Consider the following 24,084-nt stretch of genomic DNA (forward strand, 5'->3'; position numbering starts at 1 on the left):
AATAATTAGGAAATATATAATACTATGTTATGTAATGACATGACACTGTATACTTTTAATTTAAAAATTGAGATAGAATGAAATATAAAAAGTTATTAAACCTGAAAAATATCCAGTATTATTTTATATACTTAGGGATTTAAAGTTACTTCGAGGGAAAGGTTGTGTACATAATCTCTGTAAAAATATAAATACACCTATATTAGATTATCGCATGTAATATTTTATTTACAATTTAATGACCATTATGCATACCTCTTATAATTCCCTACCATTTTCTCCTTATATGGTTTATGATTCTTCATAATGCTGTATATATGGAATAATAATCTTTTTGAAACTGCTATATATGCCTGTACATTGGATTTCTTTTTTCCTATTTCCCTGTTGAATATATCATAGAATTCCTTATTTTTATTCATTACAAGTGAAATTGCACTCTCATATACAGCATTGCTAAGAAATTTATTCCTTACATGTGTTATTCCCTTAGAATGTGTTTTACCTCCTGAACCCTCTATATCAGGACATTTTCCTGCATATGACTGCAATTTCAATGCTGATTCGAACTGTTCTATATTTCCTATCTCAGATACTATTATTGCAGAATTTATAATCCCAAGGCCCCTGAGATTGGTGAGGTTATTAACATCCCCATTATTGCTGCTTCTACTTATAATCTCTTTTTCAATATTCTTTAAATTATTCATCTCATCCCTTAGCCTGGATATATTCATCCTTATTTTGAATTTATATGCATCATCTTTATCAGGGATTCCTATGCTGTTTTCAGCAGTTTCCATTAGCCTGTTTATATCTTCTATTCTATAATGCCCCTTGCTTGCCTTTTTTATCGATTTTATAATATTATCAATACCTGCATTTAGAATACTGTACGGTGTTGCATATTCATAGAGTATTGCCATTCCTGCAGCAGAATTAATGCTGTACAAATCTGTAAATTCAGGGAATACAGCTGCAAGGTCACTATGTATATAATTCTTTATTGCAGTAATACTTTTAACAACAATACTCCTTTCCCTTGAAATACTGGACAATGAAGACCTATTATGGCCTGTATATTCCCTGTATTTAGGATCATGCCATGGTGTAGCTGCTAAGATATGTGCATCTTCACTGTCTGATTTAATAGTATTAAGGTTTATCATCTTTCTTAAATTCAATGTCTTCCTTGCATCTACCATGTATACAGTAAAATTATTATTTTCCAGGAAATATTTCAATGGAATATGGTAATTCCCTGTAGGATTCATAAATATAAATTCAACCTTATCATTATTGCTATTCTCTATTTTCTTTATTTTATCAATCAAAGATTCAAAATCTTCTTTTATATTCCTGATCTTTCCATGCCATAGTTTATTTTCTTTTTCATCCTGTATTTCTGCATAATGTATTCTTTCATGCGTATCAATTCCTACGGATAACATTTATATTTCTTCCACCCATACATATACAGGGATTAAAGATTCATTAAGCAGACACCTATTACTTTCCCATTGGAAAGAGAATGCCTATCAGCAATGATGAATCAGGGGAGATTCACAGAACAGTACGTAAGTACAGTATTTATATACTCCCCCTCCCTATACACATCTGGATAACTCCAGATTGATTTTTAGTATAGGTTATTTCTCATATAGCATTCACAATAGAAATATAAATATCGCGTAATTAGTATATCTATAGGGTTTTGAAATATTCTACAAATAAAAATCAACATAAGAAGTTTTATAAAATAAGTTATAATAAGCAATTATGGATGTTTCTCTTGTGGGGTTGGGCCATATAGGAAAGGCTGTAGTGGGTATTTTGAATGAAAATCATGAGTATTTTAAAACCAGATTTGGTTCCGATATCCATGTCATTTCTGTATCAGATTCAAAAACAACAGTTTATGATAAAAATGGATTGAATCTTGACAAGGTTCTCATGTACAAGGAAAGGGGCGAACTGGATGAAGTTGCAGATGTAATGAAAATGGAAGATATCTATTCCCTTAATTCAGATGTAATAGTAGATATGTCGCCGGCAACAAAGGACGGGCTTGCAGGCATGCGTATGTATAAAAATGCTTTCGATAGTGGGAAACAGGTAGTAACCTGCAATAAGGCTCCGCTGGCTCTGCACTGGAAGGAGATCATGGAATCATCCAGAAAGCAGAAAAAGAATATACTCTATGAATCAGCTGTTGGAGGCGGTGTTCCCTTATTCAATCTTAACAGGTATTCACTAAAATCATCAAAACTTTTGGAATTCAAGGGGCAGGTAAGTTCAACAATTAATTTTGTTCTGAACCACCTGATGGGAAATGTGGATTTCCATGAAGCAATAAAAACTGCCCAGAGCATGGGCATAGCTGAAACTGATTACCATGACGATACCAATGGGCTGGATGGAGCCAGAAAGACTGTTATTATAGCCAATGCACTTCTAGGGCTTGATTACACATTAAAGGATGTGGAATATGATGGCATAGAAAATCTTGATAATATTGAATACATGAGGAATTCTGGTGAAGTATACCGTGTTCTTTCACATATCACTGCGGGAACAAATCCTATCATTGAATCTAAAATATTCAGCATAAAGCCAGGTGATTCTATGGCCGCTATGGATTCACTATCAATGGGATACCTTGAGAAAACAGATAATAATGACGACCTCATGGTATTTGAAAAGCATGATGGGCCACTGGAAACTGCTGCACAGGTTGTAAATGATATTCTTTTATTAGCCTGAATTATATATTTATTTATTCTTTTTTCCAGGAAATAACAGGAAAAAGTGAACCCCTATTGAAGCAAAATATAACAACATGCATTAATCAGAACCCGGGTATCAGTATTGTTCAAATTAAGGCAAAGAAAGCACCCAGTATGCCTGTGAACAGGAAGAATAAGAACCACATGATAATTTCCATTACTGCCAGGATAAAGCTCCGTCCCAGGCTAATATCATATATAGCGCTATATGTGTAGAGTAAAATAAACAGTGTAATCAGAAAAGCTATAATACTTCCTGCAACTGCAAGTGGTGCAAAGAGAACATGCAGGCCCAGGGAAAAAAATACCAGTATGATCACTGTTAAAATTGTTGCTGCTATTGCCTTACCAAAGCTGGAATTTCTACCGGAAACTACAATTTTTGATGCAACATACATAGGAATAGAGAGTATAACTATTGCAATTAACAATGCAATTAAATCGAATAATATTATCATAGTATTATATATAACATATCCTATTAAACCTATGGTATCTAAATCAACAAAGTAATATAATATACTTCGATTATAAATTATGAAAGCAGCTATTATAGGAGCAGGTACAGTAGGAAGGTCAATAGGTGAAGGCATAAAAAATGATTTTGAAGTTTCATTCAGTTCCGGTTCATTTGAAAAGCTGGAAAAATGGAGTAAGGGGGAGTTCAAGATTTTCGATAACAACGTTGAAAATGCGAAATACGGGGATGTAATACTTCTAGCAATCAAACCCGGAATATCAGATTCCGTTATGGAGGAAATAAGAAGTGCAGCAAAGGGCAAACTTGTAATATCCTTTATGGCAGGGATTACATTATCACACATGCAGGAGATGTTAAAAGATTCAATGGTCGCCCGTGGAATGCCCAGCATACCCATGCTTGTCCAGAAATCAGTCACAGCATATAGTTACAAAAATCTGGATAAGGAACATAAGGATGTACTGGAGAAAGTTTTGAAAGGCTTTGGTTCTGCTGTGCATATAGATGAATCATATATGGATGCTGTAACAGGATTAAGTGGCAGCGGACCCGCATTCGTTGCTATAATGGCAGATTCAATGATTAATGCAGGAATACTGGCCGGAATACCAAAAATCCAGGCACGTGAGCTGGTCATTGATACTTTCATCAATACTATGTCCCTTATGAGAGAGAAAGGGTTTTCGGCATCCGATCTGAGGGATGAAGTTATGACTCCAGGAGGCACCACAGTAGCCGGCATATATGAAATGGAAAAGGCAAATGCCAGGACAGCAATAGCGAATGCAGTTTTAGGTTCATACAGGAGAGCAAAGGAAATAAGCAAAAATTCCAGGGATTAATTCCCTGATGAATATATTATATATTTCAAAGGTATACTTTTTTGATGGAAACAGTGATTGATGCCACAAGGTTAATCCCCGGTGCTATAACAACAAGAATTTTATCTGACAGGGGCTACAATGTCATAAAATTTGAGGATACCGGCAAAGGGGATTACATGGATGAACTCTCCCCCGGAGCCAATGATTTCCTTAACCATGGAAAGAAGAGCATATGTGTTGACCTGAAAACCAGCGAGGGCAAGAAGATATTCTACAGATTAATTAAAAATGCTTCAGTTTTTATTGAGAATTTCAGTGAAGGGGTGACTGAAAGGTTGGGTATAGATTATTTAACATTGCACAGGCTTAATCCACAGCTGGTATACTGCTCCATCAAGGGATACAGGGAAAATCCAGAGCTGCCTGCCCACGATATAAATTTTACGGCATTCTCTGGAATAGATATCACACTACCTGTGCAGATCGCCGATGCCGGTTCCGGTATCTATGCTGCTATGGAGATAATTAATCATTTAAAGAACAGAGATTATTCAAAAGTTACTGTGAACATGTCAGATATTCCACTATATTTTAATGCATATAACCTGTTTACAGAAAACAACGTACTGAACGGAAAATTCCCCTGTTACAGAATTTATCAGGTTTCTGATGGCAAAGTTGCTCTGGGGTGCCTGGAACAGAAATTCTGGGCAAATTTTACAGAAGCAATACAGAGAAAGGATCTGGAAAATTCCCGGTTAAATCTGAATATTAATAAAGAAATTGAGAATATCTTTCTGCAATACAATTCCATGGAAATACTTGAACTTGGCAGAAAATATAATTTTCCGGTCTCGGCTGTCAGGGCAAAAGAAGAAATAATTTCAGGGCTGAATAGTGAGCATGCACCCGGGCATGGGGAAAATACAGATAAAATTTTAAAAAATAATGATTATAAAAACGATGAAATTGATAATTTGAAAAATAAAAAGATAGTAAAATAATTATATATCTTCCTCTCCAAAACCTACAACGAGGAGTACAAATCCTACGAAAGAAAAGAAAAATGATATCCAGCTAGATAGCTGATGTGGGCCTATATTCGAATTGATTGTTGGGAACATATTATAATCCAGGAAAGTTGGAAGTGAAATTATCAGAAATACTATTCCTGTTACAATCATATACCTAGAGCTTTTTTTCATTTTTTCCCATGTTTGACTTATCATATCACAGCCACCCCTATTACAGCGAAAGTAAATATATACAGCAATATTGGAGCTATTATCGTTCTCGACGATATCTTGCCATGCCTCCCCCTATTGTGCATCAATGATATGGCATAGAGAATTATTGACAGTATTACCATCACAAGTGTAATAACCAGTAATCCCTCTTCGTAAACGCCAAAGTTCCCGAATACCGGTGAAACCATCTGGAACGGGTGTTCATGGTACATGGCACCGATTGGTTTTATCAGTACCGCATATAAAATAAACGGTACACTGCCGAACAGGTAAATTATCATGGAATAATAGTATAGATATATAGATTTTTTATCCATTTTAAACCCTCGCTTTTATTGTTCTCTGTAGCATGAGAAATATTATCGCAGCAAACAGAAACAGATTTATAACAAGCGTTATCGCCCATAGGCTCTCATACCTGAATGGATGAACCTGGGTAAAGTACCACATTATAGGATCAACCACAACAAGCTGAATTATGCCTATTAAATAAATTATATTAGTTGTTTTCACTTAACTCACCATCCCTTTTTGCAAATCTCATAGCGTATACTGTTATGAACGATATGAATGTTATACTCCACCATAGATACATGGTCATCAGCCTTGTCTGTGTTAATCCTGGTTGTGAATATCCCCAGACAGTCATGACCGCAAGCCCTATAAGCATGAATATGCCAAAAGCAGTAATCCATGGCCTTTCCAGGACACCTTTATTATGATACCTGTCAATGAAGGGCAGTAACAGTATGAATACCAGCATACCTATGATTAATGGCACACCTCCAGTACTTAATCCATAACCTGCTACATCCATCAACTTATAAACGGGAGTAATGTACCAGTCAGGCACCGGAAAAGTTCCGTAAGCAAGAGACCCATAAGCCAGTGTCAACTGCTGCGGAAATGCTGCTGATATTATGAGTATTACACCAACCATAACTATGCCTGAAAATACAGCGTAGAGTAAGTTAGTGGGGAACCATGGTATCATTTCGCCCTTTTTGGGTTTCTCGCTTGCCAGTCCTGATCTTTCAAACAGCATGAAATGTATCGCAAATATTGCAAGCATTAATGTTGAAAATACCGCCACATGCAGGGCAAGCAGGTGAGAGAATAGCGCAGGAGTTGTATAATTTCCCACCAGTATAGCTTCCAGCCAGTTAATTAATGCACCTGGAAGTATCCTTCCAAGTACGCTCCTCTGCATGAATAATATGCCTATATGAACAGCAGCCATTGCTATTGCGGTATTTGCAAGCATGTATCCGAGTATTGCTGTGAATATTGTAAGCAAAAACAGTACAACTCCAAGTATCCACTGGAGCCATCTCCACTTTCCCCTATAAGAACCTACGAACCACTGTCTCATCATATGGAAATATACAAGACCTATCATGGCGTATTGAATAATTGTGACCACCATAACTTATGTATATTATTCCATCCATAGGCGCTTGTTTGATGGTGATATAGGAGAATACCCTGAAGTTGGAACAATGCTCTTGTCCGGTGTTGTTACTTGTACATCTTTAAGAACCAGGAGGAAATTTGGTTCATCCTGAAGCGGGTAATCGAATACCAGCATCGGAGTAGATGTGCTTGATTTGCTAGCAGCAGCATATTCAATAACATCTTTAATAGTTATTCTGCTTCCACTCGGGTCCTCGAGAACAGCCAGTGGAAAATTATCCATTACCGGCACACCCCGGTCCTTAGGCACAACATACCTTTCAACAGATATTCCACCGATTAAAAGAGCAGCAATAGAGAGTCCGGCTCCTTTCAGGAATGCTCTCTTTTCTGGCTCTGGAATATAATTTTTATCGTTCGCCATAAAACGGCATATTTTTTTAGTCTAAATGTTTATTTAATTTTGTGAATATATTCAATAAAAAGGCAATGTATTTTTAACAATATTATAATTATGAATCAGTGATGTATAATGTTTGATTCATATATGGACATATTGATTATAGCAGTAGTTGCCCTGATTATCTTCGGCGGCACTAAAAAGATTCCTGAAATGGCCAGAAATCTTGGAAAAGCTACAGGGGAATTCAAGAGAGGTCAGATGGAAATAGAAAATGAGTTGAGAAATGGAGGCAATACAGCATCCAGTGTAAATAAGGACCAGATTAACTATATGAAAATAGCTGAAGACCTTAATATCGAGACAAAGGACAAGACCATAGACCAGATTGTAGGCGAAATAAACCAGAAACTTGGAAGAGTGCCTGCTAAAGAATCAAGTGAAGCAACTATAGAAGCAAAGCAAAATTAATATGGAAAACCAGCTTCTTAATTACCTGGTAAAATATTCGGATGAAATCAGGGTAAGATTAATAAAGATACTGGAAGTTTTTGGAATTCTTTTCGGTATTTTCGTTATTTTCAGGCTTCAATATATATCTCTTTTCGGTTATAGATTCATGTTCCTTTATCCGGACCCATATGACAATATAGGTGCCCAGGTACTCTTTCTGCTTAAAGCCCACACATTGACCAGCGATACGACTCTTCTGGTTCTCAAGCCTGTTGATGGAGTAATGGCAGATTTTTACACCTGTATGGCAATTGCACTGATAATCTCAATGCCTGTTATTATATATGAGGTTTCTAAATTCATAGATCCCGCACTGAAAACCAGCGAAAAAGAAATGTTAAGATCAATAATATTGCCAGCTTCACTTCTGTTTTTTGCCGGTGCATTTGTTGGCATTTACTTCATAGCGCCGATCCTATTCAAAATTTTTGCCAGTTTTGACATTGGCGTAGGTGCTGATGTTACAATGGGAATATCCAGTTTTGTATCCTTTATGTTTATGTATACAATTGCATTCGGGCTCTCATTTGAAATTCCAGTTTTTATGGTTGGCCTGAGCAGATTTGGGATTGTTACAGCGGATACCTGGAAAAAGAACTGGAGATACGCAGTTATAGGCTCACTTGTATACGGCATGATATTTTCACCTGGCGTAACTGGCTTTACAATGGTTGTTATCGCTATACCTATGATAGCACTTTATTTTGCTGGAATACACTTTGCAATAAACGCAGAGAAAAAATTTGAAGAAGATCAGGCATACTCAAACAGCGCTGACCAGTGAAAACCCTTTAATTTCTGGTTTTCCCTTCAAAGAAATTTTTAGTTTTATGTGTTGCCTCTCCCTGTCAATGGAGTTATACACTTCCTGTGGCATTTCTATTTTAACAGGATTCTGAATTTTATACAATGTGCCTGTGCTAAAATTATCTTTTATCTCACATACAGCCGTTTTTATAAGCGGGCACATTTCATCAGTGCAGGCACCCTGTGTGGTTAAAATAGATATTGATAAAACCCTGTTCCCTATTAATTTAACGGCCTTATCCCCAATATCTATACTTCCCTTTCCTATTTGAATATCCATATGAAGATAATATGCTATTATTATTAAAGCATTACTATAAATTGTATATCAGTTTTTCTTTTGTATATATGCAAAATGCTTATAATATACAGAATAATTAGATATTATGCATAGCAATATGAATAGGAACGAATCGAGAGTATTAAAGCTTCTCTTTGAAAATTCAAAAATGCCAATATCTGAAATATCTGACAGGCTGCTTCTTAACAGGAATACGGTTTCAAAAATTATAACTAAGCTTAATAGGGAATACATTGAACGGTATACGGTTACACTCAAGGAACGTGAAAATAGCCTGTATATAATAGCAGAAATGGAAAATATTGATGGGTTGGATGATGATATAATAGAATATTATAAGATGGCCAATGGTAATTATCTCGTAGTAATGAATAAGGATGCTATTTCCGATAATTTACAATATAAAAATCTGAATATCGCATATAAAAGGGTATTAAACAATGATATGGAAAAAGTTGACCTGTATTGCGATTATTGTGATAGCATCATCAGTGGAAAACCGCATATTCTCGACGCTAACCACAATAAACTGTATTTTTGCTGTGAAACCTGTAAATCAGAATACATTCAGAATCATAATGCTACAATATAGCCATGAATACATGCATAGTGAACGGTGAATATATAAATACCCCTTATTAATAATACAAATATGGCAACAGATCCAGTATGTGGAATGAAAGGAAAAAAAGAGATAGAGAGCGAGTATGATGGAAAGAAATATTATTTCTGTAATGATAATTGCAAAAAAGAATTTGACGCAAACCCTTTAAAATATATCAGGTAAATTTATGGCAGTAGACCCTGTTTGCGGAATGTATGTATCCGAAGATTCAAAAATATACTCTGATCGTGATGGAACCAGATATTACTTCTGTTCTCAGGGTTGCAAAGATAAGTTTGACAAACCAGATTCTGAAAGCAAAAGCCTGAAATTAAAATTAATGGTTGCATGGCCATTTTCAATTGCCATCATGGCTATCAATTACCTTTTTAGTTTTCCTTTGAAAAATTATGTGTTGCTTTTGCTGGTCCTTCCGGTGCAGTTTTATGTGGGGCTCGATTTTTACAAGGGAGCATATGCTGCAATAAAAAACAAAATGGGCAATATGGACCTGCTTATAAGCCTTGGAACGCTTACCGCATTTTTCTTTTCTTTAATAATAACGCTTGTACCTGGATTATTCCCGGTAAAATATACCTATTTTGACGCATCCGCTTTTATTATAACGTTGTTGATGACCGGAGGCTACATAGAAGATTTGACAAAAAAACGTGCAAATTCTTCTGCCAATGCTCTCCTATCGCTGATTCCTGATAGGGTACATATTTTGAAAGACGGGATTGCAAAAGATATTCCCATGGAAAACCTTGTGCCCGGGGATATTATACAGATAAAGCCCGGTGAAAACATTCCTGCCGATGGAACTGTGGTGGATGGAACATCAGAGATAGACGAATCAATGCTCACCGGGGAAGCCGAATCAGTGCTGAAAGCCCCCGGGTCACCTATAACCTCCGGTACATTAAACCTCAATGGTGTGTTATCGGTCAAAGTTACAGCCACCGGGAAAAATTCTACTGTAAATAAGCTATATTCAATGATACAGATGGCATCAATGGGTAGGGCAAAGATACAGAAAATATCTGATATATTTTCATCATATTTCGTGCCAATTGTCCTGGCTGCAGCTTTTTCCTCAGCACTATTCTGGTACTTTTACCTGAGGTCTGTATCAAATCCATTATACTCTATAATTGCAGTACTGGTATTTGTCTCTGTTGTGGTAATAGCCTGCCCATGCGCCATAGGTCTCGCAGCACCTATTACGCTCTTAATTTCTTCCAATGAATCATCAAGAAACGGCATATTAATTAAAAATTCAAGCTCAATGGATAGGTTATCAAAAATAGATACTGTTATATTTGATAAAACAGGTACAATTACAGATAATGAACCAGAGATTACAGCGTTTACGACTACCGGTGATAAGCATCTGGCTGTTTCTCTCCTGTATTCTATTGAATCAGGTTCCAACCATCCCGTAGCACATGCAATTGTCAACTACTTAAAAGATATGAACCCTGAAAAACTTGATATTTCTGAATTCCGGGAGATTCCAGGTTCAGGCGTTTATGGCAAATATGACGGCAAGAATGTAGAGGCAAGCCGTGCTGGAGACCATACATCCCTTACTATGGATGGGATAGAACTGGCTTCAATCAATCTGAAACACAAGCTTCGCAGTGGAATAGAGAACGATATTAAGAATCTCCAGAAAAATCATATCCGGGTATTGATAGTGACAGGGGATTCCCTGGAAAATACCAGAGACGTAGCCGAATATCTACATGTAGACAAATATTATTATTCAATAAAGCCCGAAGGAAAGGCCGAAATAGTTAAAGAAGAGCAGAAAACGGGAAAATATGTAATGTTTGTTGGTGATGGAATAAATGACACAGTTGCCATGCAAACCGCAGATGTAGGGGTCGCCATGGCTTCAGGATCAGATATTGCAACTGCAACCGGGGATATAATTTTACTCAACAACGATTTGAAAAATATACTCAGTACACTTATAATAGGAAAATACACAATAAAAAAGATTAAACAAAATGTGGGATGGGCAATAGGGTACAACTCTGCACTTATACCTGTAGCTGCAGGAATTTTGACTCCGCTTCTCGGTTTAGGAATATATTATGTATTGCCCATATTTGCTGCTCTGGCTATGGGATTAAGTTCGACAACTGTAGTACTGAATTCCATGCAATTGAGAAAACATATGGAGCGGAAAATTGCCATGGCTTCCATGTAATTCAGTTAAATTTATAAGTATTTTATGTATTGTTGTATATGGAATTGAGAGTTATAGGGATGTCTGAAGGGCGCAGGATTCCTGACAAATTTACCTGCAGCGGGAAAAACCACTCCCCGAAGATTGAGATACATGACCGCAATGAAACAGGATATTATTTTATAGTTATGAATGACCCGGATGCGCCTTCAGGTTTATTCACGCACTGGATCATATACAATATTCCGGCGGGAATAGTAACACTTGAAGAAAATATCGGGAATAAAGAAATTACAGAAGAGGGATATTATCAGGGATTGAATGATTTTGGGGAGCTAGGATATGGTGGCCCATGCCCTCCAAGAGGCGATGGAGACCACAGATATTTCATTAAAATATACAGGACCGATGAAGCAGTAAGCAGAAAGAAAATTGATGCAGAACACGCATATGAAATTCTGGATAAATTGAGCCCGGAAGCCGAATTTTACGCTCTTTTCAGCAGGGAATAATTTTTATTATTCCATACCTTCCAGTGCATTCAAAAGGGCTCTATATGCCTCAGGGAAATCTTTTCCGGTAATACAGACTCTTAAATATGGCCCTGAAATTCCAAAATACTTTGCAGGAAGTGCTATAATCCCTTTCTTTGCAAGCTTTTCGCTTATACTTTCTGATCCCTCTGCAATATACTCTGAATAATCAACAAAGGATACGGGCATTGCAAGCGGGTCTTTGCCACCATAAAATTTCAGTTTTCCCTTTTCACGGGTCAGGACTTTATGGTTGCTGTTTATAATTTCCTTCACATTTGCAAGCAGCTCATCGTGTTTTTTCAGGATTTCATATCCAGCAGAAACGTTTATCCAGGACACATCTTCAGTAATGAGCCCTTTGAAGCCTTCAAGTTTCGCAGCTTCATCCTTGTCCGGCGCTATAATATATCCAAGCCTCAGGTCTCCACCGCCATATACCTTTGTAAATGTGTTGACTATATATCCATTGCTATACCTGTATTTATCAAGTTTTTCAACAAATTCCATAAATGTTTCATCTATTAAGCATGAAGAATATGTATCAGGGAATTTAATCAAGGTTCCTGTAGGGTTATTGGGATTGCTTGCAACAAACAATTCATTTCCTTTTTTATAACCAAATATTTCAGGTGTTTTGTATATCATCTCATATTCTGGCTTATTTACAATGAATGTGTTATATTTCGCACGCAGGTGGTAAAGTACCATTGAAAAAGCTTCTGTGGCGCCATGTGTTAAAACAACGTTCTTTGCATCCACGCCATGAAGATCGCCTATCTGCTCTTTAAGGTCTGTTTCATGCCCCGGCGTAGATTTATTAAAATACTCCTTTAAATCAAAAACCCCTGACATGCCACTATGGCTAAGTTCGTATTTTCCGCTGTGTTTGTTGAGCCAGTCTATTGTTTCGCAATTCATAGCCGTATATTATCAGGTTATTATATAAATTTGATGTTTTATTTTCCATATTTTATGCGAATAAAAGAGAACCACAATGATTTATGTATTTATTGGCAATTATATATGCATGGAATCCGGTAAATATCTTTATTATGGCCCGGTTGCAGGCTTTATTTCCGCAATATTCGAAGCTATCATGTTCTACCTATTTGATATAGCTGCATCGCTTCCTCCTGGATACCAGTTCACGGCAATAGGTTCCCGGCTTCTGCACATATCCGGATTTTATGGAACTTTATACGGAATGTTGCTGCATTTCGTGGTGGGTACAGTTGTAGGCATGGTGGCCGCGTTAATCTCTTATTATGTGATTGCTTTGAGAATAAAAACAGTTAAATCAGGGCTTTTTATAGGAATTCTGGCAGGATTCCTAGTTCTGCTGGTATTTAGCCTCCCGGTAAATATATTATTGCTGCATCTTTACGTATACGAAAAATATTATCTCCCATCCACAGCTTTTTATTATTCAATGCACATATTTTACGGCGCCGTATGGGGAATTTTTCTTGGGTATTTTATACCAAGGCAAAGGAAATCATCATAAATTTGTGAAGTCTACTTCTATTATAATCGAATAGATATATTTTTATTTAATATTGCTATGGTGTCGCATGGATATAAGCGAAAAGATAGCAGGGGAAATAACAATATCCGATATACCCGGTGTAACAATTAAAAAATGGCGGGAAGAGTTTGGCATATCACAGATGGAATTGTCAAAGTTTATGGATGTTTCACCATCAGTAATAAGCGATTATGAATCGGGAAGAAGAAAATCTCCCGGTGCAAATTCTATAAAAAAAATTGTTGATGCGCTGGTAAAAATAGACGAGTCCCGGGGAGGGCATCTTGTTCGCAGGTATAACAGTGGGATACCTTCGGATGCACTGCTCGACATAAAGGATTATGACCATGACATAGAATTGCGGTATATTTTAACAAAAATCCACGGGACACCCTGTTCAACTGCAAATTTGAAACGCAACATACGTGGTTATACCATGATAGATGGAATTAAGGCAGTACTGAAATTTTCCTACGCAGAATATACAAAGCTTTATGGATGGTCCAGCCAGAGGATAATATTCATTACAGACGTTTCAATTGGAAGGAGCCCGATGATAGCAATAAGGGCACATCCATTGAAGCCTGCAGCTGTGGTTTATGTAAAGCCCGACAATGTGGATGAACTTGCAATAAAACTTTCTGAAATTGAAAATATACCACTGATAAAGACAGATATGGACCATAAATCCATATCAGCTGTTATGAACAGCTTAAGATGAAAATATCTTTTTCAGATACCATTCCACATCAAATGGGATAATATCATCCATTTCCTGCCCTATCCCTACAAAGAGAATAGGTTTCTTGATTCCAGCTGAAATACTTATTATTGATCCGCCTTTTGCATCCGTGTCAAGCTTTGTTACTATCACACTGTCATAGTTTATTTCACTTGAAAATGTCAGGGCCTGGTTTATTACATCCTGGCCTATCATGGCATCCAGTACGAGGATTGTCATGTCCGGTTTTGCAACACGCTTAATTTTTTTCATTTCATCCAGGAGATTTTTGTTTGTCTGCATCCTTCCTGCTGAATCTATTAAAACATAGTCCATTTTTCTTGCTTTAGCATGTTCTATGGCGTCAAATGCAACGGACGCAGGATCGCTCCTGAAATCATGTTTAATGATTTCCACCCCAACATTGCCAGCAAGAATGTTTAGCTGGTCAATAGCTCCAGCCCTGAAAGTATCGGACGCAGATAATACTACACTTTTATTATTGCTCTTAAGATAGTACGCCAGTTTCCCTATGGTTGTTGTTTTTCCGGTTCCGTTTATGCCAAGAAATAGTATTACAAATGGTTTTTTCTCAACGGTGAGGAGGTTAACAGCATCCTTATTATTGTGCTGGATAACATCACGAACCACACTCTTTAATTCTTCTTCAACTGCAGGATAATCGATTTTTCTCTTTAATTTGCCCAGATTCGCCTTTAATTTTTCAATAATTTCTTCTGTGGCATCATAGCTTACATCTGCCTCAAGGAGAGTTTCCTCTATGGTGCTTTCAAGTTCATCCCGCCTTATTGTTTTTTCTTTCTGTGGAGCTACAGAATCCCGGGTTGCTGTTAACGAATCTTTTGGCCCATTTTCCTTATTTCCGGAAAATATATCGGAAAATTTCTTTTTTAATTTGTCGAACATTACCTGTTTCCTTCCTGGGCCCTCTGGACAGAATACATGAGGGCATCGTAATTATTCTGAGCTGACTGTTTCTGCTTTAACAGGTTGTTGTATGTATCCTGCAGGCTCTGTATATTTTCTTCCATCCTTTTTATAGTTTTTTCTTTTTCCTCCTCTATAAAAACACCGGAGCCTACCGGCACAATAATTTTTGATGTATCCAGTGCAGCCTTGGAAAATAGGCCGGATCCGATGGATATTTTTACATCCTTTGATTTCTCATAATCTGTATCCTTTAACAAAGCAAGTGTATCATTCGATTCTTCAAGTGTCTTCAATAATAAATTCATTCTTGAATCTATAGTTTCCAGTAAGTTTTTTAAATATTCAATCTGTTCTACCAGTTCATTTTCTCCTGCCATTTAATTACCTCCAAATTTTTTCCTGTTATAAACAAGTGAGTCTATTACAGGTATAGGCTCACCGGATAAATAATTTATCAGGGCGCCACCCCCGGTTGATATATATCCCATGGAATCTGAAAGCCCGAATTCATTAATTGCATTTATTGTGTGCCCTCCCCCGACTATTTTTGATGCAGGGCTCTGGGAAACTGCATTAAATATTTCCCTGGTTCCAAGTGAGTATTCATTTATTTCATACATTCCCATCGGGCCATTGAGAAATATATTTTTTGCTTTTTCTATAATACTGCTAAAAGTTTTAATGGACTCAAATCCAATATCCGCCAGCAACTGCCCATCTGGAACCTTCTCACCTGTTTTTATTTCTGTCTGTAAGGGATTAAGCATGAAATCTTCAGGGAGGTATATGCGATCGGAGAATCGGGATAACAACGATTTGCATTCCTCCAGCAATTTCTTATAATTTTTATCCTGTTTTTCGATGAATTCCATGTTCCTTTTCCCTATGTCTATCCCGGAAGCCCACAGGAATATGTTTGCTGCCACACCACCAAAAATTATATTGTCCACTATCCCTTTCTCCAGGAATGGGCCTGTTACCTTTATAGCATCCCTTATTTTGGCTCCACCCATTATAGCCAGTTTCGGATGTGATTTAGAATTCATGAACCTGTCTATGCTATTAATTTCAGTTTCCATAAGCCTGCCAGCTATATTGGGTTTTATATCCTTGAATCCGGTAAGTGTTGTCTGGTCCCTGTGTATCGCAGGAAAAGCATCGATTATAAAGTAATCAAATAATTTTGATAAATTCCTGACAATAAATGTGTTTTTCTGGGCAGCCCCATCATCTTTTATAAGTATTTCTTCGCTATAGAATCTGGAGTTCTCCAGCATGATAATATCTCCATTTTTCATGTTCCTTATAGCTGTTTCCACTGCAGACCCTATCAATGAATCAACGAATAAAACATCTCTGCCTAACAGCCTGCCAAGATGCCCTGCATGTTGCCGCAAACTTACAAAATCACTGTCGCCCGGCCTTCCCTGGTGGGCAATAATAACAACCTTTGAGTTTTTAAGTTCGTTAATTGTCCTCAAATAATGAATGAATCTTGTATCATCCACTACTTCTCCGGTTATAGGGTTAATTGGGGAATTTATATCTATTCTAAGATACACTCTCTTGCCATTGAAATCAAAATCGTCCATAGTGTAAAACGGGGACCTATCCATAGTTCATAATATGTAAGTTGTATATGATTATTTTTTAATCCACCATTGAAAGATATGGTATGCCGGTTTTAAATTCAGGGCAACATATTATTCTATGTGCGAATATTTTAATAATGCCTGTATATATTATTATATGTATGTTCCCCGTGAATTCAAAATTGATGATATGGAAAAAATTGTAGATTTTGTTAAAAATTATGGCTTTGGCATAGTTCTAAGCATATACAATGGAGAGATATATAATACTCAAATCCCTCTGATGCTTGATGCTTCAGGCAATAATATAGTATTGAAGGGGCATATGGCCCGTGCAAACATGCAATGGTATCATTCAAAAAACAATAAGGTTGCAGTTCTTTTTACAGGGCCACACCATTATATATCGCCAGAATGGTATAAAGAAAAAGATTCAGTTCCAACATGGGATTATATGACAGTACGTTTTGATGGCATGCTGGAAACTATGGATGATATAGAAACTAAAAATTTCCTGGTTGATCTCTCTAAATCTTATGATCCAGAATGGGCAAATAAAGGATACGATAAAAAGGAGTATTATGCGAAAATGGTTAAGCAAATTGTTGCATTTACCATTAAGGTTAATAAAATAACTGCTAAATTTAAACTTACCCAGAACCACCAGGAAGATATGGAGAACGTTGCGATTAATCTGGACAAAGTTGGAGACGAAGACGCACGCTTAATAGCCAGCTATATAAGAAGGGAAGCAGGAAAATAACTTTTTATACGGTTAATCTATTATGACATCAGGGTTTGTGGGGTAGCCTGGCATCCTTCCAGCTTCGGGAGTTGGAGACTCCGGTCCAAATCCGGACAGACCCATAGATGTTCATAATCGAATACCTTATATATTTCTAGTGTATATTCGTTTATGACTTTCGTAGCGAAATACAAGCATTTGTTAGAGAATGAGGAAATAAGCCGGTGGTTTGGGAACCTCAATGCTAAATCATATCTTACGGCAACTGTTTACCTCAGAGGGCTTGGCTATTATTGTGAGCTTACAGGGGCTACTCCAGATACTATTATTCAGGATGCGAAGTCCGGGAAATTGAGAAATGACTTTATGGATTTTGTCAGGAAAATGGAAAGTGAAGGAAAGGCAGGTTCATATATTTCCCGATACAAAAAGGTTTTACGTTCTTGGTTAGGATTCAACGGACTGGACTTCAAGCTTAATGTCAACATTGCCTATGAGAACAGATCTCCGAGAGTGGAAGGGGAGAGGATACCGGAAAAGTCTGAACTTGCAAAAATGCTGAGGAAAGGTTCAGGAAGGGCAAAAGTGGCAATTTCATTGTTAGCATTCAGTGGTTTGAGGCCCGAAACCCTTGGAAATGCAGAAGGCAAAGATGGTTTGAAACTATCAGACTTCCCGGAAATGAAGATAGAAAATGGCAAAGTGGAATTTGAAAAAATTCCCACTATGGTTAATGTGAGATACACACTGAGCAAGGCAAGGCATACCTATTTTTCATTTCTGGGGCAAGAAGGAACGAAATACCTGAAAGAATACCTTGAAGTAAGGATAAGGGAAGGAGATAACCTGAAAGCAGACACTCCTCTATTCAAATTAGACTCACAGGGACGTATTAGCCATGAATACATAAGAACGCTACTCGCAACAAGGGATATCAGAAAAGCTATCACCGAATCCGGTTTTTCATGGAGACCTTACGTTTTGAGGGCTTATTTTGCCACCGCTCTCGATAATGCTGAAAATAAGGGAATTATTTCCCATCCCTGGAGAATGTTTCTAATGGGTCATACCGGTGATATTGAGGCCCGTTATTCTACCAATAAGAGGCTTCCGCCGGATATGATTGAAGAAATGAGATCCGCATACCTGAAGTGTTCCAAGTTCTTTGAGACTGAGGAGAAGGGCATAAAAGAAGAGGACTATCAAAAAATACTAAGGGATGCTGCCATCGATACACTTACCGGTGCATTAGGCGTTACCCTGGATGAAGACCAGAAAGAGGAGCTCCGGAATCTTGACAGTGCTGAATATCAGAAAAGGCTTGGGGAAATATTCAAAACCAAGAAGGCTGACATCCTGAACAATGGGAATTCTCAAAAAGTGATACCTTTCAAGGACGTGGAAACATACATTGAACGGGGATGGGAATATGTGAGGGACTTTCCGGGAAGCAAGGCTATAGTGAAGCTCCCCCAATAGGCATGTGGACAGGTAAAATCATATTAAGGGTAGAATTACACCACCCATGCCTCTTACACTGTAAAATCATTGAGATAACGGTTAATTTATTTTCAGTTTAGAATTGTTTTTACACCCTCTTATCTTGCGATTAAAAAATAGGTTAAAATACCCCTAATTCGCTTCTAAAGTATGTTAATGGTTATTCTACTGTAAGCATACTTTCTTTTAAATTTGCCCTCATTTGCTTCATTTTTAAAACCGGAATTTTTGATTAATTATTTTGAAGTTTATTATGTTCATTATTAGTAAAAATACTACATACAACACAGACACTCAATATCCGGCATAGATAGAAGCACAAACATTATTATCTGATGTTGATATTGTAAATAGAAAATTAAAAAAAGAGGCTTTATTATGGAAAAAGATGAAAAATATGTGGAACTCCTTTGGTACGATAAATATAAAAAAATGAATTTAAGTAATAGGTTACCTATTGATTATCCCAACTTACCGTTTCAGGTCATAGAGACCGTTAATAAGCCTCGTCCCAAAGGCGGTTTAAACAATTCCCTTTTCCCGGAAGATAAATGGCCAGATAGATATCCAATTGATTGGAAGAATAAGCTTATTTGGGGCGATAACAAACTGGTAATGTCATCGCTTTTAAAACAGGGTTGGGCAGGGAAAATAAATCTAATATACATTGACCCTCCATTTTATACCGGAGCCGACTTTTCATATACCACACAGGTTAATGACGATACAGAAGTAGAGAAGGAACCATCAGTAATAGAGCAGAGAGCCTATAGAGATACTTGGAGTGGTGGTATATCTTCATATCTTAAGTATATGTATGAGAGATTATCAATAATGAGAGATCTATTAGCCGATAATGGCTCGATTTACATTCATTTGGATTGGCGTGTGAGCCATTATGTAAAAATTATATGTGACGAAATTTTTGGTATCAACTTTATGGCTGATATAGTATGGCATTATCATACTGGTGGTGTAAGCAAGCTAAATTGGGGAAGAAAACATGATACCATACTGTTTTATGTAAAGAATAAGGATTCCGACTTCACATTTAACCTAATTAAGGAGAAGCGATATTATGAAAAACCCTTTTTTAACTCCACAGAGGGATACCAAACAGATGAGAATGGAAAAATATACGTCATGGCACATCCTGATGATGTGTGGGATATCCCTGCCGTGCTAAACGTATCAAGCCAATTTATAGGATACCCCACTCAGAAACCTGAAGCACTGCTTGAGCGCGTAATAAAGGCATCAAGCAATAAAGGAGACATTGTTGCCGACTTCTTCTGCGGTTCCGGTACAACATTGGCCGTGGCAGAGAAATTAGGTAGAAGATGGATCGGTTCTGATTTGTCCAAATATGCAATTCAAGTTAGTAGGAAGAGATTGCTAGATATCCATAACTCCAAGAATTTAACTAATGAAGAAGTTAATAAATATGGAAAACCTGCAAGACCATTTGAAATACATAATATAGGAAATTACGAAATGGCGTATTGGAAGGAAAACCCAACAGACTACATCGAATTTATGATTAAATTATATAAATCCAAACGGGAAAATGGGTACAAATATATACATGCATCAATTGGTAACAGAGCAGTGCACATAGGTCCAATCAACGCACCCGTTTCCATGGATGAGATTGGAAATTTTGTATCTGAATGCATCTCCAGTGGATTTAACAAGGCAGATGTTCTTGGATGGGAGTGGAATTACGAAGTAAATGAACTTGCAAAAAAGGTTGCAGAAGGAGATGGTGTGGAACTTAACCTAATTCAAATACCAAACGTAAATGAGCTAAAGTCTGCACTTGCAGATACAAAAATAGATTTAAAATTGTTAAAAATTCCAGACCAAGTGATAGAGAAAAATCTGATTCCAACAGTTAAATTTAACCCGCTTGCATATCTCGAGGTCTCTAAGAAAATAAAGGGGAAAGAAATAATTTTGAAAATTGAGGATTTTCAAATTTCAGAAACGCCTGACATTTCTGATATAATTGAAACGATAAAGGACTCAAGGCAGTTAATTGATTATTGGGCTATCGATTGGGATTATAAAAGCGATACTTTTCATAATCAATGGCAGAGCTATAGAACTAAAAAAGATTTAAAAGTAGAGTACGAAGCCAAACATAATTACGAAAATAATGGAGAATATACAATAATGGTAAAAGTTGTTGATGTTTTTGGAAACGATACCAATAAGGTGCTGAAGGTGGAGATATGAATCCAGCAGATATTTTAATACCTGAAGATAGGGATAAAAGTAAGTGTTATTTGGTTAACAAATTAAGACTGGCTATTCACCAGTGGAGAACCACGGGTTATCCAGGCACAACAAATACTACTAAGAGGCTTCTAAACTATTGGTTCAACGAAGATCATATTATCAACAACGAAAAATTTGAATTCTGGTATGCGCAAAGGGAATCTATTGAGACCTTAATCTACATCTATGAAGTTATGAAAAAGAAATCTTTCATAGATTTAGCTAGAGAATTTGGAGATGGTCCCATAAGATTTTATGATCCTGAGACAGACCTGTATCCCTTGTATGGCTTTAAAATGGCTACTGGCTCCGGTAAAACCTATGTTATGGCTTTAACAATAATATGGCAGTATTTAAATTATCAGTTAGAAGACAGAAATAATTACACTTCTAAATTTCTTATTATAGCAGGTGAAAAAAATATAATATATGATAGGCTGAAAAGAGATTATCAGGATGGTAAAATATTCACAGCAATCCCCTTAATTCCACCTGAATTGTATGATTCTTTCAATCTTAAAGTTATACTTAAGGAGGACCCATTCTACACAGTACCTGATTCTGTGTTGTTCCTGACTAATATACAGCAACTTCAAGAAAAATCTAATAGAAAAAAAGAATCTGAGAAATTTGTGGACGATGTATTAGACCTGAAAGAAGTTGACCGTACAAATATATCGCAGGAAAACAGAATACTAGAAGTCCTTGAAAAAATACCGAATATAATGATACTTAAGGATGAAGCACATCACATATACAACTATGAAAAAAAGTGGAAGAACATTTTAGTTGAACTCCATAGGCATTTAGAATCCACCTTTGGAAAAGGAATAATAACTGAATTAGACTTTTCCGCCACACCAAAATCAGAAAATGGTGCCCTTTTCCCATGGTTAATTGTTGATTTTACACTAAAAGAAGCCATAGATATGAATATCGTTAAAAGACCGCTAAAGGGTATTGTTGATAATGCAACAGAAATCTCATCGGAAAATATAGTAGAGAGATACAAAGCCTGGATAGAAGCGGGAATAAGAAGATGGCAGGAGTATAAGAATGCTTTATCTAAGTTATCAAAGAAGCCCATAATATTTTTCCAATGCCCAAGCAATAAAGAAGCGGATGAGTTAAAGGGTTACCTTAGTTCGCTTCCCGGTTTAAAGGATAAAATTCTCCTTATACATACAGACAGTACAGGAGAGGTTGTTAAATCGGATATAGAAAATGCAAGAAAATCTGCTCAGAATATAGATAGTAATGCAAATCCATTCGAAGTGATTGTTAGCACTATGATGTTAAATGAAGGATGGGACGTCAGGAACGTCAACGTTATTGTAGGATTGAGATCCTATACTTCCGAACGGAATGTACTTCCTGAACAGGTTATTGGAAGAGGACTCAGAAAGATGTTTCCGGATCAGAATGCGGATGTAAACCAATCACTTGACGTTCTAGAGGTTATTGGCCCACCCGGATTGATGCAGATAATAGAGGAACTTGAAAAAGAGGAAAACATCAACTTTGGAAAGGTTAACGTTGATACTCCGCTAAACATAACTACAATTTATGTTGACATGGACAAAATATCCCAAGATATAGAAATACCCGTCTTGACTAACAGAATTATAATAAGGGAATTTCAAATTGATGAAGCCGTTATTGACAAAATTAAGGCACTATCACTACCCCTAGAAAACAAGGTACTTAAGACAACATACAAAGCTTATGATATGATTACAAATGTAGTGGCGGTAGAAAGAGTGTGGGACCTTCCAGTCCCTAAAGATACTAAGAGCGTTATTGCTTACTATACTGATATAATACTGAAACAACTTAAACTACCAAATATGTTCTCAGACTTCTATCCATTTATAAAATCATATGTTGAGACAAAACTCTTTGACCAGCAAGTCGATTTAAACGATCCCCGTGTATTATATCAATTAAGCACTCCCGAAATACAGCAAAAACTTGTAGATTTGTTTGTAAGCAGCTTGAAAGACTTATCATTTACTGAAAGAGAGCCTAATATTTATGATTACATAAAGATATCCAGCACACAACCATTTACTTGGACAAAGCAGGTGTATTCTTCATCTAAGTGTATTTTTAACTATGTTACATGCGATAATGATTTAGAGGTGAATTTTTCAAAATTTTTACACTCTGCCAATGATGTAATTTCTTTCTGTAAAATTGTTCGACAAATACATTTTTTTGTTGAATACAGAGATTCAGCTGGCGATCTTAGAGTTTACAATCCAGACTTTATAGCTATCACCAAAGATACAAATTTTGTGCTAGAAACAAAAGGAAGGGAAGATGTGGATGTCAAATTCAAAGATAAGAGAATAGTTGCATGGTGTAGAGATGCTTCCAATATTACGGGCAAATCCTGGAAATATGTAAGAATTAATGAAGAAGACTTTAACAAGTACCATTTCGATAATTTGAAAGATTTGATTAAAGCTTTAGTTGGTTAATGAGAAAATATGCACATTCGCTATAAAACCTATTATTACTTTCAGGTTATGGCTAATTTTGATACTTTGCTTTATTGACCTTGATTTTCACCAACGTGAGAAAAAGGCCGTCATTTGCAACTTTGTTTATATTATTCCTTTTCTTGATTTTTATAGTTAAAGAAATTACGAATTCATA

The 24,084-nt window shown here is 36.6% G+C and carries 27 protein-coding genes and 1 tRNA gene; 16 read left to right on the forward strand and 12 right to left on the reverse strand.

Annotated elements, in window-relative coordinates; translation table 11 throughout:
• Positions 1-245: 245 nt before the first annotated feature.
• On the reverse strand, positions 246-1,451 hold the full coding sequence (locus FACI_RS06815; RefSeq protein ID WP_009887398.1) for an IS110 family RNA-guided transposase: 1,206 nt from the start codon (positions 1,449-1,451) through the stop codon (positions 246-248).
• 328 nt (positions 1,452-1,779) lie between these two features.
• On the opposite strand from FACI_RS06815, the gene FACI_RS06820 reads away from it, so the two are divergent.
• Positions 1,780-2,763 (forward strand): homoserine dehydrogenase, encoded by a 984-nt coding sequence (locus FACI_RS06820; RefSeq protein ID WP_009887399.1) that lies wholly within the window; start codon positions 1,780-1,782, stop codon positions 2,761-2,763.
• A 109-nt stretch (positions 2,764-2,872) separates the two neighbouring features.
• Here the strand turns inward: FACI_RS06820 and FACI_RS06825 are convergent, their stop codons facing one another.
• Complete coding sequence (locus FACI_RS06825) at positions 2,873-3,244, reverse strand: hypothetical protein (protein WP_009887400.1); 372 nt, start codon at positions 3,242-3,244, stop codon at positions 2,873-2,875.
• 79 nt (positions 3,245-3,323) lie between these two features.
• Here FACI_RS06825 and proC point away from each other — a divergent pair, with 79 nt between their 5' ends.
• Complete coding sequence (gene proC, locus FACI_RS06830; RefSeq protein WP_009887401.1) at positions 3,324-4,109, forward strand: pyrroline-5-carboxylate reductase; 786 nt, start codon at positions 3,324-3,326, stop codon at positions 4,107-4,109.
• Between the two features lie 44 nt (positions 4,110-4,153).
• Entirely contained in the window at positions 4,154-5,095 is a 942-nt protein-coding gene (locus FACI_RS06835) for a CoA transferase (protein WP_009887402.1), read from the forward strand.
• On the opposite strand, the gene FACI_RS06840 is transcribed toward FACI_RS06835, so the two are convergent.
• The 5 genes from FACI_RS06840 to FACI_RS06855 are packed head-to-tail and all read right to left on the reverse strand — an operon-like array spanning position 5,096 to position 7,175.
• Positions 5,096-5,320: a hypothetical protein gene (locus FACI_RS06840; RefSeq protein WP_009887403.1), complete on the reverse strand. Its 225-nt coding sequence runs from the start codon at positions 5,318-5,320 to the stop codon at positions 5,096-5,098.
• Positions 5,317-5,655: a hypothetical protein gene (locus tag FACI_RS06845; protein WP_009887404.1), complete on the reverse strand. Its 339-nt coding sequence runs from the start codon at positions 5,653-5,655 to the stop codon at positions 5,317-5,319. Before FACI_RS06845 ends, FACI_RS06840 begins: the two co-directional genes overlap by 4 nt.
• Position 5,656: 1 nt before the next feature.
• Positions 5,657-5,851, reverse strand: a complete 195-nt coding sequence (locus FACI_RS10140) for a hypothetical protein (RefSeq protein WP_009887405.1) — start codon at positions 5,849-5,851, stop codon at positions 5,657-5,659.
• Positions 5,838-6,764, reverse strand: coding sequence for a cytochrome b N-terminal domain-containing protein (locus tag FACI_RS06850; RefSeq protein ID WP_148285738.1), 927 nt, complete (start codon positions 6,762-6,764; stop codon positions 5,838-5,840). The genes FACI_RS10140 and FACI_RS06850 overlap by 14 nt, the downstream gene beginning before the upstream one ends.
• A 12-nt stretch (positions 6,765-6,776) precedes the next feature.
• On the reverse strand, positions 6,777-7,175 hold the full coding sequence (locus FACI_RS06855) for a Rieske (2Fe-2S) protein (protein WP_009887407.1): 399 nt from the start codon (positions 7,173-7,175) through the stop codon (positions 6,777-6,779).
• A 108-nt stretch (positions 7,176-7,283) separates the two neighbouring features.
• Here FACI_RS06855 and FACI_RS06860 point away from each other — a divergent pair, with 108 nt between their 5' ends.
• Both FACI_RS06860 and tatC read left to right on the forward strand, forming a co-directional pair.
• Positions 7,284-7,622 carry a Sec-independent protein translocase subunit TatA/TatB gene (locus FACI_RS06860; RefSeq protein ID WP_009887408.1) on the forward strand — a complete coding sequence of 113 codons (339 nt, stop codon included), beginning with the start codon at positions 7,284-7,286 and terminating at the stop codon, positions 7,620-7,622.
• Position 7,623: 1 nt separating this feature from the next.
• A complete protein-coding gene (tatC, locus tag FACI_RS06865; protein WP_009887409.1) occupies positions 7,624-8,448 on the forward strand; it encodes a twin-arginine translocase subunit TatC in 825 nt (274 codons plus the stop codon).
• Here the strand turns inward: tatC and FACI_RS06870 are convergent.
• On the reverse strand, positions 8,428-8,751 hold the full coding sequence (locus tag FACI_RS06870) for a hypothetical protein (RefSeq protein ID WP_009887410.1): 324 nt from the start codon (positions 8,749-8,751) through the stop codon (positions 8,428-8,430). The two genes, tatC and FACI_RS06870, sit on opposite strands and share 21 nt — an antisense overlap.
• A 118-nt stretch (positions 8,752-8,869) precedes the next feature.
• On the opposite strand from FACI_RS06870, the gene FACI_RS06875 reads away from it, so the two are divergent.
• From FACI_RS06875 to FACI_RS06885, 4 genes are read left to right on the forward strand one after another with little or no spacing between them, the layout of a single operon-like run.
• A complete protein-coding gene (locus FACI_RS06875; RefSeq protein ID WP_009887411.1) occupies positions 8,870-9,364 on the forward strand; it encodes a TRASH domain-containing protein in 495 nt (164 codons plus the stop codon).
• 60 nt (positions 9,365-9,424) lie between these two features.
• On the forward strand, positions 9,425-9,559 hold the full coding sequence (locus FACI_RS10015; RefSeq protein ID WP_009887412.1) for a YHS domain-containing protein: 135 nt from the start codon (positions 9,425-9,427) through the stop codon (positions 9,557-9,559).
• Positions 9,560-9,563: 4 nt separating this feature from the next.
• On the forward strand, positions 9,564-11,594 hold the full coding sequence (locus FACI_RS06880; RefSeq protein ID WP_009887413.1) for a heavy metal translocating P-type ATPase: 2,031 nt from the start codon (positions 9,564-9,566) through the stop codon (positions 11,592-11,594).
• 38 nt (positions 11,595-11,632) lie between these two features.
• A complete protein-coding gene (locus FACI_RS06885) occupies positions 11,633-12,085 on the forward strand; it encodes a YbhB/YbcL family Raf kinase inhibitor-like protein (protein ID WP_019841659.1) in 453 nt (150 codons plus the stop codon).
• Positions 12,086-12,091: 6 nt separating this feature from the next.
• Here the strand turns inward: FACI_RS06885 and FACI_RS06890 are convergent, their stop codons facing one another.
• On the reverse strand, positions 12,092-13,027 hold the full coding sequence (locus FACI_RS06890; RefSeq protein ID WP_009887415.1) for a pyridoxal phosphate-dependent aminotransferase: 936 nt from the start codon (positions 13,025-13,027) through the stop codon (positions 12,092-12,094).
• 109 nt (positions 13,028-13,136) lie between these two features.
• Here FACI_RS06890 and FACI_RS06895 point away from each other — a divergent pair, with 109 nt between their 5' ends.
• Together FACI_RS06895 and FACI_RS06900 are read left to right on the forward strand one after the other, a co-directional pair.
• Complete coding sequence (locus FACI_RS06895; protein WP_148285739.1) at positions 13,137-13,613, forward strand: hypothetical protein; 477 nt, start codon at positions 13,137-13,139, stop codon at positions 13,611-13,613.
• Between the two features lie 67 nt (positions 13,614-13,680).
• Positions 13,681-14,355 carry a helix-turn-helix domain-containing protein gene (locus tag FACI_RS06900; RefSeq protein ID WP_009887417.1) on the forward strand — a complete coding sequence of 225 codons (675 nt, stop codon included), beginning with the start codon at positions 13,681-13,683 and terminating at the stop codon, positions 14,353-14,355.
• Here the strand turns inward: FACI_RS06900 and ftsY are convergent.
• The 3 genes from ftsY to FACI_RS06915 are packed head-to-tail and all read right to left on the reverse strand — an operon-like array spanning position 14,347 to position 16,922.
• The gene (ftsY, locus tag FACI_RS06905) at positions 14,347-15,282 is read right to left on the reverse strand and encodes a signal recognition particle-docking protein FtsY (protein WP_009887418.1); all 936 of its coding nucleotides are present in this window, start codon (positions 15,280-15,282) and stop codon (positions 14,347-14,349) included. The two genes, FACI_RS06900 and ftsY, sit on opposite strands and share 9 nt — an antisense overlap.
• Positions 15,282-15,683, reverse strand: a complete 402-nt coding sequence (gene pfdA, locus FACI_RS06910) for a prefoldin subunit alpha (protein WP_009887419.1) — start codon at positions 15,681-15,683, stop codon at positions 15,282-15,284. The genes ftsY and pfdA overlap by 1 nt, the downstream gene beginning before the upstream one ends.
• Positions 15,684-16,922 carry a phosphoglycerate kinase gene (locus FACI_RS06915; protein WP_019841661.1) on the reverse strand — a complete coding sequence of 413 codons (1,239 nt, stop codon included), beginning with the start codon at positions 16,920-16,922 and terminating at the stop codon, positions 15,684-15,686.
• 133 nt (positions 16,923-17,055) lie between these two features.
• Here FACI_RS06915 and FACI_RS06920 point away from each other — a divergent pair, with 133 nt between their 5' ends.
• The 5 genes from FACI_RS06920 (at position 17,056) to FACI_RS06945 (ending at position 23,906) form a co-directional block, all read left to right on the forward strand.
• Complete coding sequence (locus FACI_RS06920; protein ID WP_019841662.1) at positions 17,056-17,661, forward strand: FMN-binding negative transcriptional regulator; 606 nt, start codon at positions 17,056-17,058, stop codon at positions 17,659-17,661.
• A gap of 31 nt (positions 17,662-17,692) precedes the next feature.
• Positions 17,693-17,765, forward strand: a tRNA-Pro gene (locus FACI_RS06925).
• A 49-nt stretch (positions 17,766-17,814) separates the two neighbouring features.
• Complete coding sequence (locus tag FACI_RS06930) at positions 17,815-19,122, forward strand: site-specific integrase (RefSeq protein WP_009887422.1); 1,308 nt, start codon at positions 17,815-17,817, stop codon at positions 19,120-19,122.
• A 399-nt stretch (positions 19,123-19,521) separates the two neighbouring features.
• The gene (locus FACI_RS10020; RefSeq protein ID WP_009887423.1) at positions 19,522-21,381 is read left to right on the forward strand and encodes a site-specific DNA-methyltransferase; all 1,860 of its coding nucleotides are present in this window, start codon (positions 19,522-19,524) and stop codon (positions 21,379-21,381) included.
• Positions 21,378-23,906 (forward strand): DEAD/DEAH box helicase family protein, encoded by a 2,529-nt coding sequence (locus FACI_RS06945; protein WP_009887424.1) that lies wholly within the window; start codon positions 21,378-21,380, stop codon positions 23,904-23,906. Before FACI_RS10020 ends, FACI_RS06945 begins: the two co-directional genes overlap by 4 nt.
• Positions 23,907-24,084: the final 178 nt, after the last annotated feature.

It is taken from the genome of Ferroplasma acidarmanus Fer1 (assembly GCF_000152265.2).
GTDB classification, from domain to species: domain Archaea; phylum Thermoplasmatota; class Thermoplasmata; order Thermoplasmatales; family Thermoplasmataceae; genus Ferroplasma; species Ferroplasma acidiphilum.

What these genes read in the sequence shown, in the direction of transcription:
- FACI_RS06815 (WP_009887398.1), bottom strand. Translation starts at nt 1,451, where the DNA reads ATGTTATCCGTAGGAATTGATACGCATGAAAGAATACATTATGCAGAA.
- FACI_RS06820 (WP_009887399.1), top strand. Translation starts at nt 1,780, where the DNA reads ATGGATGTTTCTCTTGTGGGGTTGGGCCATATAGGAAAGGCTGTAGTG.
- FACI_RS06825 (WP_009887400.1), bottom strand. Translation starts at nt 3,244, where the DNA reads ATGATAATATTATTCGATTTAATTGCATTGTTAATTGCAATAGTTATA.
- proC (WP_009887401.1), top strand. Translation starts at nt 3,324, where the DNA reads ATGAAAGCAGCTATTATAGGAGCAGGTACAGTAGGAAGGTCAATAGGT.
- FACI_RS06835 (WP_009887402.1), top strand. Translation starts at nt 4,154, where the DNA reads ATGGAAACAGTGATTGATGCCACAAGGTTAATCCCCGGTGCTATAACA.
- FACI_RS06840 (WP_009887403.1), bottom strand. Translation starts at nt 5,320, where the DNA reads ATGATAAGTCAAACATGGGAAAAAATGAAAAAAAGCTCTAGGTATATG.
- FACI_RS06845 (WP_009887404.1), bottom strand. Translation starts at nt 5,655, where the DNA reads ATGGATAAAAAATCTATATATCTATACTATTATTCCATGATAATTTAC.
- FACI_RS06850 (WP_148285738.1), bottom strand. Translation starts at nt 6,764, where the DNA reads ATGGTGGTCACAATTATTCAATACGCCATGATAGGTCTTGTATATTTC.
- FACI_RS06855 (WP_009887407.1), bottom strand. Translation starts at nt 7,175, where the DNA reads ATGGCGAACGATAAAAATTATATTCCAGAGCCAGAAAAGAGAGCATTC.
- FACI_RS06860 (WP_009887408.1), top strand. Translation starts at nt 7,284, where the DNA reads ATGTTTGATTCATATATGGACATATTGATTATAGCAGTAGTTGCCCTG.
- tatC (WP_009887409.1), top strand. Translation starts at nt 7,624, where the DNA reads ATGGAAAACCAGCTTCTTAATTACCTGGTAAAATATTCGGATGAAATC.
- FACI_RS06870 (WP_009887410.1), bottom strand. Translation starts at nt 8,751, where the DNA reads ATGGATATTCAAATAGGAAAGGGAAGTATAGATATTGGGGATAAGGCC.
- FACI_RS06875 (WP_009887411.1), top strand. Translation starts at nt 8,870, where the DNA reads ATGAATAGGAACGAATCGAGAGTATTAAAGCTTCTCTTTGAAAATTCA.
- FACI_RS10015 (WP_009887412.1), top strand. Translation starts at nt 9,425, where the DNA reads ATGGCAACAGATCCAGTATGTGGAATGAAAGGAAAAAAAGAGATAGAG.
- FACI_RS06880 (WP_009887413.1), top strand. Translation starts at nt 9,564, where the DNA reads ATGGCAGTAGACCCTGTTTGCGGAATGTATGTATCCGAAGATTCAAAA.
- FACI_RS06885 (WP_019841659.1), top strand. Translation starts at nt 11,633, where the DNA reads ATGGAATTGAGAGTTATAGGGATGTCTGAAGGGCGCAGGATTCCTGAC.
- FACI_RS06890 (WP_009887415.1), bottom strand. Translation starts at nt 13,027, where the DNA reads ATGAATTGCGAAACAATAGACTGGCTCAACAAACACAGCGGAAAATAC.
- FACI_RS06895 (WP_148285739.1), top strand. Translation starts at nt 13,137, where the DNA reads ATGGAATCCGGTAAATATCTTTATTATGGCCCGGTTGCAGGCTTTATT.
- FACI_RS06900 (WP_009887417.1), top strand. Translation starts at nt 13,681, where the DNA reads ATGGATATAAGCGAAAAGATAGCAGGGGAAATAACAATATCCGATATA.
- ftsY (WP_009887418.1), bottom strand. Translation starts at nt 15,282, where the DNA reads ATGTTCGACAAATTAAAAAAGAAATTTTCCGATATATTTTCCGGAAAT.
- pfdA (WP_009887419.1), bottom strand. Translation starts at nt 15,683, where the DNA reads ATGGCAGGAGAAAATGAACTGGTAGAACAGATTGAATATTTAAAAAAC.
- FACI_RS06915 (WP_019841661.1), bottom strand. Translation starts at nt 16,922, where the DNA reads ATGGATAGGTCCCCGTTTTACACTATGGACGATTTTGATTTCAATGGC.
- FACI_RS06920 (WP_019841662.1), top strand. Translation starts at nt 17,056, where the DNA reads ATGTATGTTCCCCGTGAATTCAAAATTGATGATATGGAAAAAATTGTA.
- FACI_RS06930 (WP_009887422.1), top strand. Translation starts at nt 17,815, where the DNA reads ATGACTTTCGTAGCGAAATACAAGCATTTGTTAGAGAATGAGGAAATA.
- FACI_RS10020 (WP_009887423.1), top strand. Translation starts at nt 19,522, where the DNA reads ATGGAAAAAGATGAAAAATATGTGGAACTCCTTTGGTACGATAAATAT.
- FACI_RS06945 (WP_009887424.1), top strand. Translation starts at nt 21,378, where the DNA reads ATGAATCCAGCAGATATTTTAATACCTGAAGATAGGGATAAAAGTAAG.